General features: G+C 72.6%; 18 protein-coding genes and 1 other RNA gene. 4 read left to right on the top strand and 15 right to left on the bottom strand.

What is annotated here, in order from left to right; translation table 11 throughout:
* Positions 1 to 130: 130 nt before the first annotated feature.
* The gene (locus GWJ10_RS02160; RefSeq protein WP_051027709.1) at positions 131 to 1,291 is read right to left on the bottom strand and encodes an ROK family transcriptional regulator; all 1,161 of its coding nucleotides are present in this window, start codon (positions 1,289 to 1,291) and stop codon (positions 131 to 133) included.
* A 112-nt stretch (positions 1,292 to 1,403) separates the two neighbouring features.
* The gene (locus tag GWJ10_RS02155) at positions 1,404 to 2,294 is read right to left on the bottom strand and encodes a PfkB family carbohydrate kinase (RefSeq protein ID WP_163184720.1); all 891 of its coding nucleotides are present in this window, start codon (positions 2,292 to 2,294) and stop codon (positions 1,404 to 1,406) included.
* A gap of 133 nt (positions 2,295 to 2,427) precedes the next feature.
* Between GWJ10_RS02155 and GWJ10_RS02150 the strand changes: the two genes are divergently transcribed.
* Positions 2,428 to 3,405 (top strand): DUF4349 domain-containing protein, encoded by a 978-nt coding sequence (locus GWJ10_RS02150; RefSeq protein WP_076405292.1) that lies wholly within the window; start codon positions 2,428 to 2,430, stop codon positions 3,403 to 3,405.
* Positions 3,398 to 3,745: a hypothetical protein gene (locus GWJ10_RS02145; RefSeq protein WP_163184718.1), complete on the top strand. Its 348-nt coding sequence runs from the start codon at positions 3,398 to 3,400 to the stop codon at positions 3,743 to 3,745. Before GWJ10_RS02150 ends, GWJ10_RS02145 begins: the two co-directional genes overlap by 8 nt.
* 63 nt (positions 3,746 to 3,808) lie before the next feature.
* Here GWJ10_RS02145 and ssrA read toward each other — a convergent pair.
* From ssrA to GWJ10_RS02080, 13 genes are all read right to left on the bottom strand, one after another.
* Positions 3,809 to 4,175: a transfer-messenger RNA gene (gene ssrA / locus GWJ10_RS02140) on the bottom strand.
* A gap of 148 nt (positions 4,176 to 4,323) precedes the next feature.
* Positions 4,324 to 4,737, bottom strand: a complete 414-nt coding sequence (locus GWJ10_RS02135) for a hypothetical protein (RefSeq protein WP_021482408.1) — start codon at positions 4,735 to 4,737, stop codon at positions 4,324 to 4,326.
* 120 nt (positions 4,738 to 4,857) lie between these two features.
* Complete coding sequence (gene smpB, locus GWJ10_RS02130; RefSeq protein ID WP_021482407.1) at positions 4,858 to 5,328, bottom strand: SsrA-binding protein SmpB; 471 nt, start codon at positions 5,326 to 5,328, stop codon at positions 4,858 to 4,860.
* Positions 5,329 to 5,529: 201 nt separating this feature from the next.
* A complete protein-coding gene (locus GWJ10_RS02125) occupies positions 5,530 to 6,924 on the bottom strand; it encodes a M23 family metallopeptidase (RefSeq protein WP_163184716.1) in 1,395 nt (464 codons plus the stop codon).
* A gap of 1 nt (position 6,925) precedes the next feature.
* Positions 6,926 to 7,837 (bottom strand): permease-like cell division protein FtsX, encoded by a 912-nt coding sequence (gene ftsX / locus GWJ10_RS02120; RefSeq protein WP_061267705.1) that lies wholly within the window; start codon positions 7,835 to 7,837, stop codon positions 6,926 to 6,928.
* Between the two features lie 5 nt (positions 7,838 to 7,842).
* Positions 7,843 to 8,772 (bottom strand): cell division ATP-binding protein FtsE, encoded by a 930-nt coding sequence (gene ftsE / locus GWJ10_RS02115; RefSeq protein WP_163184714.1) that lies wholly within the window; start codon positions 8,770 to 8,772, stop codon positions 7,843 to 7,845.
* Between the two features lie 162 nt (positions 8,773 to 8,934).
* Positions 8,935 to 10,047 (bottom strand): peptide chain release factor 2, encoded by a 1,113-nt coding sequence (gene prfB, locus GWJ10_RS02110; protein WP_163184712.1) that lies wholly within the window; start codon positions 10,045 to 10,047, stop codon positions 8,935 to 8,937.
* A gap of 175 nt (positions 10,048 to 10,222) precedes the next feature.
* On the bottom strand, positions 10,223 to 11,446 hold the full coding sequence (locus GWJ10_RS02105) for a DUF916 domain-containing protein (protein WP_206158307.1): 1,224 nt from the start codon (positions 11,444 to 11,446) through the stop codon (positions 10,223 to 10,225).
* Between the two features lie 132 nt (positions 11,447 to 11,578).
* Entirely contained in the window at positions 11,579 to 12,193 is a 615-nt protein-coding gene (locus GWJ10_RS02100) for a hypothetical protein (protein ID WP_076405409.1), read from the bottom strand.
* A 189-nt stretch (positions 12,194 to 12,382) separates the two neighbouring features.
* Entirely contained in the window at positions 12,383 to 12,955 is a 573-nt protein-coding gene (locus GWJ10_RS02095; RefSeq protein WP_241005627.1) for a hypothetical protein, read from the bottom strand.
* The gene (locus tag GWJ10_RS02090) at positions 12,952 to 13,425 is read right to left on the bottom strand and encodes a TadE/TadG family type IV pilus assembly protein (protein ID WP_241005626.1); all 474 of its coding nucleotides are present in this window, start codon (positions 13,423 to 13,425) and stop codon (positions 12,952 to 12,954) included. Before GWJ10_RS02090 ends, GWJ10_RS02095 begins: the two co-directional genes overlap by 4 nt.
* Positions 13,422 to 13,826, bottom strand: coding sequence for a TadE/TadG family type IV pilus assembly protein (locus GWJ10_RS02085; protein WP_241005625.1), 405 nt, complete (start codon positions 13,824 to 13,826; stop codon positions 13,422 to 13,424). Before GWJ10_RS02085 ends, GWJ10_RS02090 begins: the two co-directional genes overlap by 4 nt.
* A gap of 4 nt (positions 13,827 to 13,830) precedes the next feature.
* On the bottom strand, positions 13,831 to 14,046 hold the full coding sequence (locus tag GWJ10_RS02080) for a hypothetical protein (protein WP_061267677.1): 216 nt from the start codon (positions 14,044 to 14,046) through the stop codon (positions 13,831 to 13,833).
* Positions 14,047 to 14,226: 180 nt separating this feature from the next.
* On the opposite strand from GWJ10_RS02080, the gene GWJ10_RS02075 reads away from it, so the two are divergent.
* Both GWJ10_RS02075 and GWJ10_RS02070 read left to right on the top strand, forming a co-directional pair.
* The gene (locus GWJ10_RS02075) at positions 14,227 to 15,666 is read left to right on the top strand and encodes a recombinase family protein (RefSeq protein WP_163184710.1); all 1,440 of its coding nucleotides are present in this window, start codon (positions 14,227 to 14,229) and stop codon (positions 15,664 to 15,666) included.
* 43 nt (positions 15,667 to 15,709) lie between these two features.
* Entirely contained in the window at positions 15,710 to 16,021 is a 312-nt protein-coding gene (locus tag GWJ10_RS02070; RefSeq protein ID WP_163184708.1) for a hypothetical protein, read from the top strand.
* Positions 16,022 to 16,057: the final 36 nt, after the last annotated feature.

The raw sequence follows: 16,057 nt of genomic DNA, 5'->3' as shown, positions 1-16,057 counted from the left end.
CGTGTGCAGGGGTGCTGCTGTGTTACTGCGTTCCCGGGGGTGCTGCACTGGGGGTCCCAGGAGGTCGTGAGGGGCGGGTCGTGGCCCGCGCCCCGGTCGGGCAGGGTGGGTCAGGCGGAGCGTCGTCGGCTCACGAGACCCCCAGCTGTCCGGAGAGGACGAGGACGGCGGCCCCAGCGAGGACGACGTCTTCGTCGAGCGTGGCCATCCGCACCTGCAGCCCGCTGCCGATGACCGGCATGGTGCGGGAACGGATGGTCTCGAACGCCGACTCGCGCAGGGGGCCGTCGAGCAGGTCCGCAGGACCGCTCACGAGCACCTCCGCGAGGTTGAGCGCACTGACGACAGGGGCCAGGGCGATGCCCAGCGTCCTGCCCACCGACGCCAGCACGGCGTCGGAAGCCTCGGTGTCGAGCCCGTCCACCGCGCGGCGCAGCGCCGGCACGGACAGGACGGTCTCCAGGCAGCCGCGGCGCCCGCAGGCGCACGGTTCGCCGTCCTCGACCACGGTCACGTGGCCGAGCTCGCCGGCGGCGTCGGCGTGCCCGTGCACGCGTGCGCCGTCGACCATGATGCCGGCGCCCACGCCCTCGCCCACCGTGAGGACGAGCAGGCCGTCCCCGGCCGCTCCCCCGAACGTGAACTCGCCGAGCGCGGCGATGTTGGCGTCGTTGGCGACGTGGACCGCGAGCCCGAGCCGCTCCGTGAGCTGGGCCGCGAGGGGGACGTCGTACCAGCGGCGGTTCGGCGCCTCGATGACGCGGCCCTCGGCGTCGACGACGCCGGGCGACCCGATCCCCACGCCGATGACCGGCTGGGTCGCGGACGCGATGAGGCCGCGGCAGAAGCGCATGAGGAGGTCGACGAGCTCGGTGCCGGTGCGGCCGTCCACCGCGAGGCTCTGCCGGACGACGAAGTCGCCCGTGAGCGTGACGACGGCGCCGCGCAGGACCTCGTCGTCGGTGAGGTCGACGGAGACGATCTGGTACGCGCTCGTGCGCATGCCGACGAGGATCGCGGGCTTGCCCACGCGCTGCCCCGGGCGGACGCCGAGCTCCTCGACCAGGCCCTCGGCGATGAGCACGGAGACGAGGTCGGAGATGGTCACGCGGGTGAGCGAGGTGGCGCGCGCGAGGTCGGCGCGCGACGTGGGCCCCTCGTGGAACAGGTGCTGCAGCACGAGCGACCGGTTGTGGGCCCGAGCGTGCTCGGGGAGCACCTTGGAGGTCGGCCTGAGCCCTGTGCTCAGTCGCCTCCTCGGTGCGCCGGTGCCGGTGACTGCCGTTGTCATGTTTGTTAGTAGACTGCCTTTACTAAGTGGCTGTCAACTCCCTCCCGGCTTCGTGACCGAAATGTAGCCGAGTAGGCCACGACCCGGGACCTTGGTCCCACGGCCCCGCACGTCACGACGTCGCGGTGATCCAGCCCCGCGCACCGGCGTGCTCGACCGAGCGGGACGCGACCAGCACGGCGTCCTCCAGCGCCGCGCGCCACGACGACCCGTGCGCCGCCGCCGCGGCGAACGCGCCGTGGACCACGTCGCCCGCACCCAGGGTGTCGACCACGCGGCGCGGCCGCGGGACCGCGACCTCGTACCTCTCCCCCGCGTCGAGCACCTCGACGGGCCGCGGACCGCGGGTCCGCGCGACGAACCGAGGGCCCAGCGCGGCGACGGCGTCGAGCACGTCGTCCGTCGCGACGCTGGGCGGCCGGAAGTCCGCCGACACGACGACGGCGTCGCACAGCCCGATCATCGCGGGCGCGTCGGGCTTCCAGGAGCCCCCGTCCAGCACGACGGCGCACCCGCGCTCCCGCGCGCGGCGCGCGACCCGGAGCGCGAGCCCCGGGTGGTGGCCGTCGAGGAGCAGCACGTCCCCGGGGCCGAGCTCGTCCAGCGGGTCCGTCGTGCGACCCGGCGCGACGAGCCGCGCATCGGTGAGGTCGCCGAAGCCGGAGGCGTTGGTGCTCACGACCGCGCGCTCGCCGGTCGCACGCGTGACCAGCACCGTCGAGACCGCGGGCTGCACCGCCCCGGCGACGCCGTCCGCCGCGTCGACGAGCGTGACGCCGGAGGACTCGAGCTCGGCCCGCACGACCGCGGCGAGGGGCCCGTGGCCCACGGCGGTCACGAGGGCCGTCGGGACGCCGAGCGCGACGGCGGTGGCCGCGGCGTTCGCGGCCGGGCCGCCGAAGGTCGCGGCGAAGGACCGCGCGACGACCTTCTCGTCGGGTCCGGGCAGGGCGTCGACGACCTGGACGACGTCGAGGGTCACGAGTCCGCAGCACACGAGCACGCGCCCATCCTCGCGCGCTGACCGGCGCGTCCGCACGGCGCCGGGCGACGGTCGGATCACGGACAGTTCACAAGACGGTCACGATGTGGGTGCGGCTGTCCGGTTCGCGCGGTTGGCCCCCTACCCTCGCAGCATGCGGACCACTCGCCCTCTCGCCGTCGTCGCCGCCCTGGTGCTCGGCGGCGCGCTCCTGGCCGGCTGCTCCGCGACGCCGGGTGTCGGCGACGCCGCCCTCGACTCCGGCGCGCGGTCCGAGGCGGCGGTGGTCGACGGCACCGACGCCTCGTCCGGCGCCCCGGCCGGGATCACGACCGGCGACGAGGACGCCGTGGTCGAGGCGGACCGGGAGATCGTCACGACCGGCTCGGTGACCGTCGTCGCGAAGGACCCGTCGGCGGCTGCCGAGCAGGTCGCCGAGCTCGCGGAGAGCGCGGGCGGGCGGGTCGAGAGCCGACGGCAGTCCGAGCCCGAGGGCGACGCGCGACCCACGGCCGAGCTGACCGTGCGCGTGCCGGCGGCCCAGACGACCGCGACCGTGGACGCGCTCGGTCAGGTCGGCGAGGTGCGCGACCTCGCGATCGAGGCGGTCGACGTGACCGGCACCGCGCGCGACCTCGACGCCCGCGTCGCGGCGCTCACCACGTCGGTCGAGCGCCTGCGGACGCTCATGGGCGACGCCGCGACGACCGCGGACCTGCTCGCCGCCGAGCAGGAGCTCACGACGCGCCAGGCGGAGCTCGAGTCGCTCCAGTCGCAGCGCGCCGCGCTCACGGACCAGGTCTCGATGTCCACGCTGCACGTCACCGTCGTGCAGGTGGTGCCGACGGAGCAGCTCGCCCCCGGCGGATTTCTCGGCGGGCTGCAGAACGGCTGGAACGCTCTGCTGACCACGCTCAACGGCCTGGTCGTCGTCCTCGGCGCGCTGCTCCCGTGGCTCGTCGTCGTCGGCCTCGTCCTGCTCGTCGTGCGCTGGGTGCTGCGCCGGGTCCGCCGTCGTGCGCAGGACGGCGGCGCTCCCCCGGCCGACGACGGCGGCACGGGGCCGGACGACGACCCGCAGGCGCCGTCGTCGGGGCGGGCTCCGCTCGTCGGGGCGTCCGCCCGTGACTGAGCCCGTCGCCCCCGAGGGCACCGGTCGCGTCGCGCGCCTGTGGGCCGACGACGAGGGCACGGCCCGGCTCGCCGGTCACCTCGTGACGCGCGTGTGCACGCACTGGGACACGGTCGGGCCGCAGACGTTCCCCCGGCACGTCAACCCGGAGCCGCGCGTGCAGTGGCGGGCCCACCTCGACGGCGCGGGCGACGACGAGGACCTGTACAGCGACGACCCCGGCGCGCCCCCGCTCCCTCGTGACGACGACGCCCGGCTCGAGGTGCGGGGGCGGCGGCTGCGCCTCGAGTGGCTCGAGGGCGACGAGGCGGCGGCGGCCTGGGAGCGCCACGGCTGGTGACCGCACAGAGCGCCGGTACGACGACGGCCCGCACCCCGAGAGGGGTGCGGGCCGTCGCCGCAGGGGTGGAGGTGCGGGGAATCGAACCCCGGTCCGGTGACGCCGATCGAGGACTTCTCCGGGCGCAGTCTGCTGTCGTTTTTCTCGGCCCCCGCACTCACGCAGACAAGATGCGGACGGGCTCAGTCACCTGAAAGTCCCCGCAGCCCCGGTGACGAGGACTGCGAGCAGTGGCTCTCTAGATGACGCCAGGATCCGAGTCGAGAGCTAGCTCGGGCTGACGGACTTCGGGGCTCGCTCAGGCGGCGAGGGCGAAGTCGGTGCGCTTGTTATCGGCACCTGTGTTTTGCAGACATCGTTTACGAGATAAGCCTGCATCCTCGGCCCGCTTCTCCTCGAAGCACGACCACCGTCGAAACCGATCACCCCCTGTGCAGTTGTCAAGCACTGCGCGACGCCCGGGCGGACCCGGACCTCGTGCAGCAGGTCCAGCCTACGCGATCAACGCCGTGCCCCGCACGGATATTTCCGCGCGGCCGGGTACCGGCGGTCGCGCACCGCCGGTACCCGCGTCGCGGCTACTTCTTCCGGCTCAGCGAGTCGACGAGCAGCCCGCCGGCGATCCCGAGGAGGAACACGTCCTTCGCGAGCCCGGTCCCCTGCTCGGTGGGTCGCACCCCGTCCTCGCGCGTCATGCCCGGCGTCTTGAGGTACATGCCGACGAGGCCGGCCGAGAAGACGCCGAGCCCGACGGCGACGAGACCGGTCGGGACGAAGGGCGCCACGAGGGCCGCGCCGAGCGCGATCTCGGCGGTCGACAGGGTCTTGGTGAACTGCTTCGGCTCGACGTCCCCGAGGAACGAGTACGTGCCGGCGGCCATCCCGTGCAGTCCCTGCGCGGTCTCCTCGTCGGCACCGCGCTTGCTCAGGCCGGAGTTGAGGATGTACGCCCCCGCCGCGAGGCGCGGGATGTACTGGCGGAGCTTGACCATGGGGCCTCCTGGTTCGCGGTCGTCGTCTCGCCCTCGACCGTACGTCGAGGGCGACGGCGTCACCAGCGGGTGGGGCCGGCGTCGGGCACAGGAACCGCGTGCGGGACGCCCCGCGCGGCGTCAGCGCAGCTCGCGCTGCCGCATGGCGCGCTGCGCCTCGCGGTTGTCCTGCTTCTCGCGGAGCGCCTGGCGCTTGTCGTACTCCTTCTTGCCGCGCGCGAGCGCGATCTCGACCTTGGCGCGGCCGTCGAGGAAGTACAGCGCGAGGGGCACGATCGTGTGCCCCTTCTCGCGCGTCTTGGACTCGAGGCGCAGGATCTCCTCCTTGTGCAGGAGCAGCTTGCGCTTGCGGCGCGGGGCGTGGTTGTTCCACGTGCCCTCGGTGTACTCGGGGATGTGGACGTTCTCGAGCCAGGCCTCGCCGCGGTCGACCGCGACGTAGCCGTCGACGAGCGACGCCCTGCCCATCCGCAGCGCCTTGACCTCGGTCCCGGACAGGACGATCCCCGCCTCGTACACGTCCTCGATCACGTAGTCGTGGCGTGCCTTGCGGTTGCTGGCGACGACCTTGCGGCCGCTGTCCTTCGCCATCCGTGTCCTACCGTCCTTCTCTGCTGTCGGTGCTGTCGCCCGGGTGCTCGTCCGGGGCACCGTCCGTGCGCCGGCCCCGAGCCGTGCGGGCGCCCCAGCGTACGGGTGCCCGACGGCGCCCGGTACCGATTATCCCCCGGGTGCGGTCGCGCGGGGGCCGGGACGGGTCGGGCGCGACGCCCGGAGCGCGACCCGGCCCGGTCAGCGCAGCACGGACATCGGGTCGATCGTCGACCCGTTGACGTACACCTCGAAGTGCAGGTGGCACGCCCCCGAGAGGCCGGTGTTGCCCGAGTACCCGATGACGTCGCCCTTGTTGACAGTCCGACCCGACGACACCGCGAAGCGCGTGAGGTGGTTGTAGCTCGTCATGAGGTTCTTGCCGCCCACCGTGCCGTGGTTGATCAGCACCTGGTTGCCGAACCCGTTGCGCCACTGGGCGTGGACGACCGTCCCGGGGCCGGACGCCATGATCGGCGTGCCGCAGTAGGCCCGCAGGTCCGTCCCCGCGTGCAGGCGGTAGTAGCCGAGGATGGGGTGCAGCCGCATCCCGTAGCTCGAGGTGACGTAGGGCACCGCCGTCGGGTACGACAGGAAGCTCGAGATGCTGCCGCGGTCGCCGCCGGAGGACGAACCCCCGCCCCCGCCGCCACCCCCGCCGGAGGACGACCCGCCGCCCCCGCCGCCACCGCCGCCGCCGGACTGCTGGCTCTGCTGCTGGCGGCGCGCCTCCTCCTCGGCGGCCTTGCGGTCACGCTCGGCCTGCTCCGCGATGATGCCCTTGATCTCGCTCTGCAGGGACTGCTGCGCGGCCTCGTTCTCGGCGACCTTCGCCTCGGCCGCAGACTTGCGCTCCTCGATCGTCGCCTTCTTGGCCTGCTGGTCGACGATCAGCTGCTCGACCTCGGCCTTGCGGTCGGCCGCGGCCGTGCGGGCTGCCTCGGCGGCGACGAGGTTCTCGTCCGCCTGCTGCTTGAGGTCGGTGACCGTCTCGCGCACCGCCTGGAGGCGCGCCTCGCGGTTGCGCGACACGGACTCCGCCTCGAGGAGCTCCTGGAGCGAGCGGGACTGGCTGCGTGCCGCCGTCGAGGAGACGGCGTACTCCGCGATGAACTCCTCGGTGCTCTGCGCACCCGTGACGATGCCGAGGCTCGAGACGTCTCCCTGACCGCGGTACGCCTGGCGCGCCATCTCGGCGATGCTCGACTTGGCGTCGGCCACCTCGGTCGCACCGCGCTCGATCTCTGCGCTGATCGCGGCCTCCTGGCCCAGCGCGTCCTCGAGCCGCTGCGCGAGCAGCTCCGCCTCGCGCTGCGTCCGCTCGACCTCGGCCTGGGCGGCGTCGAGCTCGGCCTGCGCGACGGGCAGCCGGGCCTCGATGGCCTGGAGGTCGACGACGGCCTGGGCGAGCGCCGCGTCCGTGTCCTCGAGCTCGGACTGGAGCTGCTCGCGGCTGCCGAGGATCTCGGACTGGCGGCGCTCCGCCGCGGCGCGGCGGTCGTCGATGTCGTCGGCGGACGCCGAGGCGACGCCGCCCACGAGGAGCAGGGTCGTGGTGATCAGAGCCGCTGTCGCGCGGCGGAGGTCCCGGGTCATCTCACACCCTCGTGTGGCGGTTGAGCGTGACGACCGAGGACACGGCCGCCAGCAGGAAAGCGATCCCGACGAGCACGGGTGCGATGCGCAGCACGTCCGCCTCGTCGACGTAGGCCACCCACGTCACGGACTGGGACAGCCAGTCGGTGACGAGGTACTTCACCCCGACCCAGAGCCCGCCCACCGCGAGGACCGCGCCGAGCACGGCGGCGATCGCCCCCTCGAGGAGGAAGGGGAGCTGGATGAACAGGTTCGACGCCCCGACGAGCCGCATGATGCCCGTCTCGCGCCGTCGGCTCAGCGCGGAGAGGCGGATCGTCGTCGTGATGAGCAGCACGGCGGCGAGCAGCATGACCGCCGCGAGGCCGGCCGCGAGCAGCGACGCGCGGTTGAGCGCGAGGAAGAGCGAGTCGAAGATGCGGCGCTGGTCCTCGACCACCTCGACGCCCGGCCGCCCCGTCACGACGTCGTTGACGACCTCGTAGTTCTCCGGGTTGGTGAGCTTGAGGCGGAAGGACGCCTGCATGTCGTCGACCGTGAGCTGCGTGCCGAGGTACCCGTCGGGGTAGCGCTCGGTGAACGCCGCGAACGCGTCGTCCTTGGACTCGAAGTACACCGTCTGGATCTCGTCGCCGAGCTCGGTGTCGAACAGGTCCTCGATCGCCGCGATCTGCTCGGGCGTGGCCTCCCCGGCCGCGCACGTGGGCGACGGTGACCCCGCCGGGCACAGGAAGACGGACACCTCGACCTTGTCGTACCAGTCGTCCTTGAGCTTGCCGATCTGCGCCTGGAGCAGCAGCGACGACCCGACGAACGTGAGCGAGACGAAGGTGACGAGCACGACGGAGACGGCCATGGAGACGTTGCGCCGCAGGCCCTGGCCGAGCTCCGCGAGGATGAACTGGAGTCGCACGCCGCTCACTCCCCCGCCGTCGCGTCGACGTGGCGACGCGTCGAGCGTCGCCGGGGCAGCGGTGGCCGGCCCGACGCGTCGACCGCGGGCGTCGCGCCGGTCGCCGGCGTCCGGTCCGGCGCCTCGGCCGGGTCCTGCGTCGAGGACGACGCCGGGTCGGGCGCCGCGGACGGGCGTGCGGTCCGGCGCACGACGGCGGTCGGCGCCGACTCGGGCGCCGGGCCGGACGTCGGGTCGGGGATGACCTGGCCGCGGGCGCCGTACGAGCCGTGCGCCTGGTCGCGCACGAGCGTGCCGGTGTCGAGCTCGACGACGCGGCGGCGCATCTGGTTGACGATCTCCTCGTCGTGCGTCGCCATCACGACGGTCGTGCCGGTGCGGTTGATGCGGTCGAGCAGGCGCATGATCCCGAGGGACGTCGTGGGGTCGAGGTTCCCGGTCGGCTCGTCGGCGAGCAGGATCGGCGGGCGGTTGACCATGGCGCGCGCGATGGCGACGCGCTGCTGCTCACCGCCGGAGAGCTCGTGCGGGCGACGCTTCTCCTTGCCCGCGAGGCCCACCATCTCGAGCGTCTCGGGCACCGTGATGGCGATGGTGTGGCGCGGCTTGCCGATCACCTGGAGCGCGAACGCGACGTTCTCGAACACGGTCTTGTTGGGCAGCAGGCGGAAGTCCTGGAACACCACCCCGATCTGGCGGCGCAGCTTGGGGACGTTCCAGCTCGACATCGACCCGAGGTCGCGGCCCGCCACGAAGACCTTGCCCTTCGTCGGGCGCTCCTCGCGCAGGACGAGGTGCAGGCACGTCGACTTGCCGGAGCCGGACGCGCCGACGAGGAAGACGAACTCGCCGCGCCGGACCTCCAACGACACGTCGTCGACGGCCGGCCTCGCGCCGCGCGCGTAGACCTTGGTGACGTTCTCGAAGCGGATCACAGCGGCACGTTCCTCGGGTCGGGGGTCGATCCGTGGACGAACGGGGTTCGTCGCACGATCCCGAGGGTAGGCATGTGTCTCCGGCCCGGCGGGGCGGACACGCCGCGCCCGGGTGCATCGATCCGTTGCTCGGATCAATCGGCCCGGGGCGGCCGCGGAAGGTCAGGCCTCCTTCTGCACCCCGCGGCGCCAGCGGATCCCGGCCTCGATGAAGCCGTCGATGTCGCCGTCGAACACCGCCGAGGGGTTGCCCACCTCGTGCTCGGTGCGCAGGTCCTTGACCATCTGGTACGGCTGCAGCACGTAGGAGCGCATCTGGTCGCCCCAGCTCGCCTTGATGTCGCCCGCGAGCTCCTTCTTCTTCGCGTTCTCCTCCTCCTGGCGCACGAGCAGCAGGCGGGACTGGAGCACGCGGAGAGCCGCGGCGCGGTTCTGGATCTGCGACTTCTCGTTCTGCATCGAGACGACGATGCCCGTCGGGATGTGCGTCATGCGCACCGCGGAGTCCGTCGTGTTGACCGACTGCCCGCCCGGGCCCGAGGACCGGAACACGTCGACCTTGATCTCCGACTCCGGGATCTCGATCGAGTCCGTCTGCTCGATGAGCGGGATCACCTCGACCGCCGCGAACGAGGTCTGGCGACGGCCCTGGTTGTCGAAGGGCGAGATGCGCACGAGGCGGTGGGTGCCCGCCTCGACCGACAGGTGGCCGAACGCGTACGGCGCCTTCACCTCGAACGTCGCGGACTTGAGCCCGGCCTCCTCGGCGTACGACGTGTCGAGGACCGTCGTCGGGTAGCCGTGGCGCTCCGCCCAGCGCAGGTACATGCGCAGCAGCATCTCCGCGAAGTCGGCCGCGTCGACGCCACCGGCGCCCGCGCGGATCGTCACGACGGCCTCGCGCGCGTCGTACTCGCCGGCGAGCAGGGTGCGGACCTCGAGCTGGTCGAGGTCCTTGCGGATGGCGGCGACCTCGTTCTCGGCCTCGACGAGGGTGTCCTCGTCCTCCATCTCCTGGCCCATCTCGACCAGGGTCTCGACGTCGGCGATGCGCTGCCCGAGCTTCTTCACCCGGTCCAGCTCCGACTGCGCGGCGGAGAGCGCCGACGTCACCTTCTGCGCCGCGTCGGGGTCGTCCCACAGGTCGGGCGCCGACGCCTTCTCCGAGAGGTTCGCGATCGTCGCGCGCAGCTCCTCCGGGTCGCTCACGCTCTCGATGGACTCGAGCGTGCTCCGCAGCGCCTTGATCTCGGACGGGAAGTCGATGGTGGCCACGAGGTTCAAGGTTACGCGACCCCGCGCGCGGTCGGCGCCGTCGCGAGGCCAGCGAGGGGAGAGCGCGGGGGCTCCGCGCGGGGTCCGTGCGCGTGGCCGCCGCGGGGGTTCGTCACCAGGGTGCGGCGCGGGGTGCGGCGCCGCCGGGCGAGGCGCGCCCGACGGCGCGTCGCCGTCAGTCCTTCGTGCCGCCCTGCGCGGCGGAGCCGCCCGTGGTCGACGGCGTCGGTTCGGCGGTCGTCGCCTGCTGGCGGCCCTCGTCGCGCGCCTTCGCGAGCATCGCCTCGAGGCGCTGGCGCCGACGTCGGCGGTCGTCCCGGACGCCCACGATCACGACCACGACGATCGCGAGGAGCAGGAGCTGCGGCCACGGGACCGCCCACGTGGTGACGGTGACCGTGACCGGGTCGAGCTGCGCGTCCACCTGGTCGTCGCCGACGACCGTCGGCGTGACGGTGATCGTCGTGCTGACCGGTCCGAGCGGCCAGACGTCGGCGAACGCGACCTTGCTCCGCAGGGATCCGCCCGGCAGGACCTCCCCGAGCGGCTCCGCCGTCGCCTCGTCCGTCACGGCGCCGAAGAGTGCGGACGTCGCGACCTGGCCCTCGGCGCCGAGGCGCACGTTGCCGTCGTTGGCGACGTCGTAGGAGACACTGAGGTCGCCCGCGGCGAACGGGTTCCACGACGGCGCGTAGGACGCCTTGACGTCCTCGACGGCGAGCGCGGGCTGGACCTCGCCGGTGACGCGCGTCGTGACGCGGAACCCGACACGGCTCTCGACGCCGACGCTCGTCCCGCCCTCGCCGCCGCCCGTGCTCGTGACCGACGCGGCGATGCCCGCCGGGTGGTCGCCCGGGGTCGCGTTCTCGGGGACCGTGATCGTGTACGGGACGACGACCGTCTCCTTCGGGCCCACATCGACGCTCTCCTGGACGGTGAACCACGTCCCCGCGTCGGTGGACTCCTGGTCCGAGGAGAGCATGTTGAAGCGCCCGTTGGCGGTGAGGTAGCCGTCCGCGGCCTTGAGCGCGAACGTGGCCGGCACGTCGCTGAAGTTCGAGACGGCGATGTGCTCCTCGACCGTCGTGCCCGGGTCGGCGACGAGGTCGACGCCGCGACGCCCGTCGGGACCGTTCGCGTCCGCGGGCTTGGCGCCCCACGTGATGCGGTCCTCGGTGTCGAGGGGCAGCGCCGTCGGCAGAGCGCTCACGACGTCGGCCTGCGCGTTCGTGACGCCGGCGTGCGCGCTCGTGGCGGCGGTCGTCGCGGACGCGCCGACGGCGAGCGGGGTCGCGGGCAGGAGGCCGAGGGCGAGGGCGGTCGCGGCCAGGACGAGACGACGCCCGCGGCGGCGGGACGGGGACCCGGTGCGGGCGGGGTGCGTTGGTGCGGGGATCACGCAGGGGCTTCTCTCCGTACGACGACGGGTCGCCCGCCCGGCACGACCGTGGTCGTGCGGGACGGTGCGACCCGTCGTGTGACTACTCGGTCGGTGCCCGGTCGGAACCGGTCACCGGGACGTCGGGACGGCTCAGTCCTCGAACAGGGACAGCGTGATGGTCGAGTTGTACGCGCCCGGCGCGACGTCCTCACCCGTGCGCAGCGTGAGGTTCGCGCCGGCGGTCCAGGAACCCTCGGGGTTGACCTCGGCCGAGTCGAACGTCGAGACCAGGAGCTCCTGGTCGACGAGACCCGGGCCGTTCTCGAGGGAGGGCTCGACCGGCTCGCCCTCGGAGACCAGGCCGGTGTCGCCACCGTCGACGAGGGTCGGGGCCCAGCCGAGGTTGTCGGCACCGATCTCGCCCGCGTCACCCGTGAAGGCCGACGCGCTGCCCAGCACGTACCAGTAGGCGCCCTCGGGCACCTCGGTCCGCGTGTCGGTGACGGTGACCTCCGGCAGCGCACCGTTGAACTCGCGCGTGCCCTCGACCGACGACTCGTCGGCCTCGGTCAGCGTGGTCGAGCTCGCGGCGACGGTGAGGGCGAGGTTGCCCGGCTCCACGTTGGACTCGATCTCCACGGAGACGTCGACGTCGGTGCCGTCCACCGGGTCGGCGGAGGCGGCGGACGCGAGGGCGACCGTGCCGATGAGCATCGCACCGAGGGCACCCCCGGCGACGAGCTTCTTCGTTGCTCGTGCGTTCATGTTGTAGCTCTCCATCGTTGGAGTTGTTGTCGGACCGGATCACCATAGCGGCGAACCTGGGGTTTTGACAGGGCCGAACCAGAAGTGGCCATCCAAAGTTAAGAAAGTGAACAAAGGCGCGCGAGCGCGCTCACGCGACGCTGCGGTATTCCTTTCCCTGGACGTTCTTCGTCGAACAGCAACAGGTGCTCACCACGCTCTGGCACGTGACTCTGCACGCACGATGATGCCATCACTCCACGCCCCGGTCACCCAGCTGATCATCGCGGGTCGCGCCCGCGCGGCGAGGCCGACCGACGCCGTGCGCCCGTCGCCGGTCGACGCGTCGGTCACCACGACCTCGCTCAGACCGGCGAGCGCCGCGGGGTTCCGGACGAGATAGTCGTCGACGTCCGCGCGGATCCCGGCGTCGGTCAGCGTGAGGACGGCACCCTCGACCGGCGGCGCCGCGCTGCCGGAGTAGAACGTCTCAGGGGTCGTCGAGTCGGCCGCCGTGAGGGCGAGCGCATCCGCGAGCGCGTAGAGCCGCTTGCGTTCGAGGTGCACCTCCGTGGCGCTCACCACGACCGTCACGAGGAGCAGCGCGAACGCCACGAACGCGCTCGTGAGCAGCAGGATGCGGCCCTTCTCCCGCTCGTTCGAGCCCCGGAGCCGCGCGACGAGCGCCGCCGAACCGCGCCCGACTGCGCCGGACCGCCGCCCGGGACCGCGTCCGGGTGCGCCCCCGGGTGTCGAGGTGCCCAGGGGTGGCGGGGCGCTCACGGCCGCCTCGCCGCGTACGCGTCGACGGACACGACGTGCCGCGCCTCCACGGGGACCACGAGGGGGACGACCCCCCGCACGAGCTCGGGCACGAGCGGGAGCGGCACGTCGAGCCGGACGTGCGCCGTCACCTCGCCGCCCGGCTCCAGGCAGGGCCGTGACGAGCAGGAGATCGTCAGGCCGTCGGTGGCCGGGGAGAAACCCTGGTCGTCGAGCGCCAGGGCCACGGCCGCCGAGGCGAGCCGGGCCCCGTCGTCGCTCGACGGCGCCGTGACGAACGCACGCGCCGCCTCGCGGGAGGCGCCCTCCACGGCGAACGTCGCGGCCTGCACCCGCCCCACCGTGAGCACGAGGTACAGGACCGGCAGGAGGAGGACGAGCGCGACACCGAGGAACTCGACGACCGCGCTCCCCCGGTCCGCGCGCTGCCCCGTCAGCCTCGCGCGGAGCCGAGCGAGCAGGCGCGTCACGGGGCCTCCTCCAGCGCGTGACCGCGGACGGTGAGTGCTCCGGCCGGGCCGAGCAGTCCGACGACCGGGAGCGGCGCGGTCACCGTGACCTCGACGACGGGCAGACCGTCCACGACGGTCCGGCGCGCGACGACGTCCTGCGCGTACCGCGCCGAGAGCGCGGACACGACGAGGTCGCGCGTGCGGTCCGCACCGTCGTGCGGGCCACGGTCGGCACGGCCCGCGACGCGGGCACCTTCCGCCGCGCAGTCCACCAGCGTCGCGCGCACGTGGACGGCGAGCGCGACCTGGACGACCCCGAGGAACAGCACGAGCACGAGGACGGAGACGAGGGTGAACTCGACGACGGCGGAGCCCCGCTCCGGGTCCTCGACGCCGGCTCCCGGACCACCGCGACGCACCATCTCAGGGGGCGCCGACGCTCGAGATGGCGTTGCTGAAGGCCTGCGTCAGCGCCGGCCCGGCGACGGCCCAGAGGGCGATCACCAACCCGGCCGTCATCAGGGTGATGAGCACCCAGCCCGGCACGTCGCCGCGTTCCGGGTCCTGACCGGTCAGCCGCCCGAGCGCGCCGCGCGCTGCGGCGCGCACCGCCTGGTTCCCTCGATTCCACCCCTGCATGGTTCTCCTTCGTCGTCGTTTCGATCGGTCGTGCCGGGCGGTCGTCCCGGACACTTGGTCGCTGCTGCTCAGAAGCCGAGCCGCAGGGTCGCGAGCGACGGGAAGACGGCGTAGACCACCGTCACGGGGAGGATGAGGAAGACGACGGGGACGGGTATGCGATAGGCGTATCTTAGGAGTATGGGACTACGAGCAGCGATCTACACGCGCATCAGCAGCGACAGAACAGGCCTCGGGGACGGCGTCGCGAGGCAGGATGAGGACATCCGGGCCTACGCCGAACGGCACGACTACGAGGTCGTCGCGGAGTACGTTGAGAACGACGTGGGCGCGTCCACCCGGAGCCGGAAGCCTCGCCCGCTCTACCAGGAGATGCTGCGGCGCGCCTGGGCCGGGGACTTCGACGTGATCATCGGGGACAAGTCGAACCGGCTGACCCGTCGGCCGCTGGAGTTCGAGGACCTCATCGCCCTGGTCGAGGCGCGGGGGCTGCGGATCGTCACCCGCTCCTTAGGCGACCTGAACCTCAACACCTCCCAGGGAAGGGCCGTGGCGCGAACCCTCGCCGCTTGGGATGCGCAGGAGGCCGAGGAGACGAGCGAGCGGACCAAGCGCACGTTCCAGCAGAAGGCGGAGCAGGGCAAGCGGCACGGCTTCGTCCCGTACGGCTGGCACGTCGTGGACGGCCAGGAGGCGCGTCACCCGGAGCAGGCCGCGATCCTCGATGAAGTCGCCCGGCGCGTGCTCAACCGGGAGTCAATCCGGTCCATCGTCAAGGACTTCAACGACCGCGAGCTGCCCACCCCCGCCGCGCACTCCCGGCCGGGGAGCACGAAGGTGGCGACGATGACGTGGAACGCCACGAGCGTCCGACAACTCCTCCTGCGCGAGCGCAACGCCGGTCTGCGGACGCACAACGGGAAGGTCATCGGCACGGGGCGGTGGGAGCCGCTGTGGAGCGCCGAGCAGCAGGCACGGCTCGTCGCGCTGCTCACCGACCCGACCCGCCGGACGAACCGCGGGGCGGAGGTCAAGCACCTGCTTTCCGGGATCGCCGTGTGCGGCCTGTGCGGCGGCATGATGCGGATCGTCACGGGGCGGCAGAAGCCCGCCTACCAGTGCCGGGAGTGCCTACGGGTCCGCCGCGTCGCGGAGGACGTGGAGCGTCTCGTCACTACAGTGATCGTCAAGCGTCTTGCCCAGCCGGACGCGCCCGCGCTGTTCGGCGGCGACCCCGAGGCCATGCGAGCTGCCGAGGAGGAGGTCGACGCACTCCAGGCCCAACTCGCCCGAGCCGTGGACGCCCTCGGGAGCGGCGACCCCGAGACGGCCGTCCGCATGATCGAGCGCTTGAACGTGACCATCCAGCCGAAGATCGCGGACGCCCGGGCACGAATGCGGGCGGCGGCTCCCGCACCGGAGTTCTCGGAGTTTGTGACCAAGAAGGACGCCGACGACACGCCGGAGCAGATGTGGGAGCGCGCGCCCCTGGAGAAGCGGCGTGCTCTGATCCGGCACCTGTTCTCGGTGGTGATCCAGCCGCAAGGTCCGGGCAGGACGTTCGACCCGGAGAAGGTGGACATCGCTTGGAAGGTGTCTACCGTCGCCGGACGCGCCTGACCGCGCCCGCAAGACCCCCGAAGCACAGGCTACGGTCCCCCGCATGGACGCCATGGACGGCTTCACGACGATTCCCGTCGTCTGCACCGACCGCGGGCAACACGAGCGACTGGTGCTGCCCTTCGCGTTCGCCTGGCGCGCGGGCGAACCCCCGACTGTGCTCATGACGTACGCGTGGCATCGACGGTCGAGCAGGCGGGTCGAGACGCCCCCCGCTCCTGTCCAGGGCACCGTGGAGTTCTGGTGCCACGCCTGCCGACGCACTCCGAACTGGTCCCCGAGCACCACGGTCGAAAGGGTCGACAGAGCCGCGCGGGCTGGGCTTCCAGCACTGGACATCTCCTGGTTCGACTGACGCACCAGTCGTCTCCAGTGCGTATGGACGAAGGTG

Origin of the sequence: Cellulosimicrobium sp. SL-1 (assembly GCF_011033075.1) — a bacterium.
Lineage (GTDB): Bacteria > Actinomycetota > Actinomycetes > Actinomycetales > Cellulomonadaceae > Cellulosimicrobium > Cellulosimicrobium funkei.
The sequence above is the reverse complement of the archived record's forward strand: the minus strand, read 5'-3'. Positions and strand labels throughout refer to the sequence as shown.